Source organism: Synechococcus sp., assembly GCF_982614295.1.
In genome coordinates, this window is the sequence record NZ_CEXBMR010000085.1 from 1 (window position 1) to 3,163 (window position 3,163).

Sequence of the window (3,163 nt, forward strand, 5' to 3'; positions counted from 1 at the left end):
GGCCTGCGCCAGCAGAAGCTCCAGGTCGGAGCCCTTCCAGTGGAAACGGGGCGGCAAGGCACCTTATCCATCGTTAGGATACGGATGACCAACAGACCAGATGACCATGCGTACGGTTGGTTTGGCCGAGGCCAAGGCCCAGCTTTCGGCGTTACTGGATGCGGTGGAAGCTGGCGATGAAGTGGTGATCACCAGGCGGGGGCAGCCAGTGGCTCGATTGGTGCGCGATGGGCAGGGGCCCCAGTCTGAGGTTGCTATGCCTTGGCCGCAGCGGCTGCGTCGCTTCCATGCGGGTCAGCCCGGCTTGGCTGGTAGTGCTGTGGCGTTGGTGCGTGAGTTGCGGGAGGAGGTGTGATCGCCACGGCAAGCCCTGCGCCGCTTTATCTGGATAGCTGTGTGGTTCTGTCGCTGTTTCTCGGTGACACCGGCTATGACGCAGCTGAGCAGTGGTTGCTGGCCCAGGCTGATCAGCCCCTGTGGGTGAGCCATTGGGTGTTGTTGGAGTTTTCTGGCGTGGTGGCGTTGTGTCTGCGCCGCGGTGATCTCACGGCCCAGCGCAGCCTGGCCATCCATGCCGAATTTGAGTGTTTCCGGCACGAGCGGTTGGGCTTGCTCGAGCCGCGCGGCGCGGACTATCTCCAGGCGCGCCAGTGGTTGCAGGAGTGCAAAGGGCCACCCCTGCGCAGTGGTGATGCCCTGCATCTGGCCATCGCCAAGCGCCAAAACCTCACGATTGCCAGCGCCGATCAAGGGTTGGTCAAGGCTGCCGAGGCCCTACACCTGCCCTTTCAGCTGATCACCTAGTGGGGCGAGAGCTATCGGCAAAAACAATCTGCAGCAAGGGTTTCCACCAATCAGAGCAACCCGCCTACGTAATTGACGCGGGCGCCAGAGCCGTCACGATCAACGACACCGACGCTGCAGACCAGTAGAGGTAAGGCGGCGACACGAAAACTGGGCCACCAGCCTTGAGATTTAGGACCTTTCAACCTGATTAACACGGGACAGCCCACAGAGGCTCATAGGAGCAAGAGCCGCTCCAAAGCATCAAAGCGTTCAAAATCGCGATCAAAACTCACCAGCCGCCAGCCATTTGCGATCGCCAGAGCCGCCAGAAGCGCATCGGTGCACAGCCGGGCAGGCAGGTTGCCCTCGCGCAGCAGCTGATGAAACACCTCCCAGCCTCCATGCTCCGCGGCGGCCAGGCTCACCCCGGGTTGCCTGCAGAACGCCTCCAGCAGGGCTGAGGCCTCCTGGGGCGTCTTCACCGCGGCACCCATCACCTTCGGCTGACACACCAACCGCACCAAGCCAAGCACCGTGACCGTGCAGAACAGGACCTGTTAGCTGGCCAGTTGCTCCCAGTAATGCACGGCCTCAAGGTGGTGGCTGTGATCTGGCCAGACCAGCGCCAGTCAGACATTCAGATCAGGCAGATCGGCTGTGCTGCTTACGCCTCGGGTAGCTCAAATAGGGCTGCATTGCTGAGCGAATCCGCGTCGATCGACAAGCGACCATCGAGCCGCGGCAGCGATGCAGAGACTTCGAGCCCTTGCTCCACGTAGCCGCACGAGCCTTCAAGCGCGCGAACAACGGATCGGGAAGTTCAAGGGTGGTTTGCATCAGCCCCGATGGAGGAGATGCGCATCTTAGTGCGCATCAAATCAAGGTCGGCTTCAAGGTCGTCACACCCGCTGCCGCACATCAAACTGGCTGCAGCATCGGCTTTTTCCAAACTCCCTGGCATGACATCCGCAGGCGGTTGCGTGTTTGGATCCAGATCAACACCCTGCTCAGAAATACCGCCTTTGCATCTGTATTTAGCAGAGTGTGCATGCTGGCTAGCAGCCATAGCCACGCTGAAATTGCGAGGATTGCCTCGCGTGGGCATGGGGCACGACACCAGTGGCAAAGTCAACGTCAGATCCCAACGGGTTGCTGTGAAAGTTGCTCCACCTCGGCGGCGGCCTGAGGCATCCATGATCGTTTGATCCTGGCCTTGCGCCCGGCAAGTGATTGGCGGTTTCGCATCCCCGCCTTGATCACCGCTCGTGCTGATTGCTCGTGATCAAGATAGAGACTGATGAATTCAGGATAGTTGTTAAAAAATCTCCGATTGTTTGTGTTGACGTAAGAGCAGGCCCAGGCGCCTTGGGCCTGCACAAGCACTTCGCTCTCGAATTCGATATGTAGATAGCTCACCGCATCCCCCATCTCTGCTTGGCAGGTGTTGGTAATATTGATTCCGTTGGCAAGAACGCTGGCCGTAACAAGGGTGCCATCGGCGTACACGTCATGTGATCTCGAGATGTATAAATCGCGGCTTGGTACGCCGATCCCGAGTGATCCTCGTTCAAATTTGATGGGCAGTTGTTCCTGGAATTGTTCTTTCCCCAAAAGCTTCACGCTGATCATTCGCCTTCCGATCCACTTCACGGGTAATGCTCCTTTGGAGGTGGCAACAAGATCCCCGATGGCGATGTCGTCGATGGCTCGCTCGATACCGCTGGCCATGCGGATCAACGTGCCGGAGCAAAAGCACACTGGTGTGGCGTAGAGACTGAACACCAGAGAGGTTGTAAAATTGTTGGAAACGCCGTCCGTAATTGTATACATGGAAGGCACGCTCCATCCCGAGCCAAGGGTTGTAAAAGCGGTGCTCGTTGTGCTGAGTTTGACCCTGGTGCTATTTGTGCCACCGGTATCGGATGTTAATGTAAATCCAAGCCAGTACTGTGTGCCGGCTGTGAGACTTGTCGTCGACGACGGTCTGTAACTGTTGTAGGCCCCATCGCCCGGCGAAGATGGGCCCGCCAGCGCCGAGATCAAGGTGCCGGGAGTGTTTTGGCTTGGGCCTGCGCCGTAGAGGCCAACTTGGAAATTATTAGGTGCACTTTGGCCTAAATCATAGACATTGGTGCTGATCGAAACTTGATCAAGGTTGACATCCTCGCCTGGGATGAAGGCGGCATATTGATACTGGTAATCCGAGGGGCCAACTCTCCACACTCCTCTGCCGGTTGCACCACTGCCGCTGTTGGCGATGAACAGGGTGCTCATGGTGGTTCTGACCCGGGAGCGCAAACGCTACGAGGCACCTCCTGTTCCAGCCAGTGGATCACCTGCGCTGGGTCCACCCCCTCCATGCAGTGATGCCGCTCGG

The 3,163-nt window shown here is 58.5% G+C and carries 4 protein-coding genes and 1 pseudogene; 2 read left to right on the plus strand and 3 right to left on the minus strand.

All coding sequences use genetic code 11. The features are described 5' to 3' along the window. The first annotated feature begins 100 nt into the window (after positions 1-100). Together AC2JC8_RS09900 and AC2JC8_RS09905 are read left to right on the plus strand one after the other, a co-directional pair. Entirely contained in the window at positions 101-355 is a 255-nt protein-coding gene (locus AC2JC8_RS09900) for a type II toxin-antitoxin system Phd/YefM family antitoxin (protein WP_484401848.1), read from the plus strand. Beyond that, entirely contained in the window at positions 352-804 is a 453-nt protein-coding gene (locus AC2JC8_RS09905; RefSeq protein ID WP_484401849.1) for a type II toxin-antitoxin system VapC family toxin, read from the plus strand. Before AC2JC8_RS09900 ends, AC2JC8_RS09905 begins: the two co-directional genes overlap by 4 nt. Before the next feature lie 215 nt (positions 805-1,019). Here the strand turns inward: AC2JC8_RS09905 and AC2JC8_RS09910 are convergent. The 3 genes and pseudogenes from AC2JC8_RS09910 to AC2JC8_RS09920 all read right to left on the minus strand — a co-directional run bounded on the left by AC2JC8_RS09910 (position 1,020) and on the right by AC2JC8_RS09920 (position 3,060). Continuing rightward, positions 1,020-1,415, minus strand: a pseudogene (locus AC2JC8_RS09910) (TA system VapC family ribonuclease toxin). A 191-nt stretch (positions 1,416-1,606) separates the two neighbouring features. Continuing rightward, entirely contained in the window at positions 1,607-1,852 is a 246-nt protein-coding gene (locus tag AC2JC8_RS09915; RefSeq protein WP_484594662.1) for a hypothetical protein, read from the minus strand. A 68-nt stretch (positions 1,853-1,920) separates the two neighbouring features. Then, positions 1,921-3,060, minus strand: a complete 1,140-nt coding sequence (locus AC2JC8_RS09920; RefSeq protein ID WP_484594663.1) for a Hint domain-containing protein — start codon at positions 3,058-3,060, stop codon at positions 1,921-1,923. Between the last annotated feature and the right edge of the window lie 103 nt (positions 3,061-3,163).

What these genes read in the sequence shown, in the direction of transcription:
- AC2JC8_RS09920 (WP_484594663.1), bottom strand. Translation starts at nt 3,060, where the DNA reads ATGAGCACCCTGTTCATCGCCAACAGCGGCAGTGGTGCAACCGGCAGA.
- AC2JC8_RS09900 (WP_484401848.1), top strand. Translation starts at nt 101, where the DNA reads ATGACCATGCGTACGGTTGGTTTGGCCGAGGCCAAGGCCCAGCTTTCG.
- AC2JC8_RS09915 (WP_484594662.1), bottom strand. Translation starts at nt 1,852, where the DNA reads ATGGCTGCTAGCCAGCATGCACACTCTGCTAAATACAGATGCAAAGGC.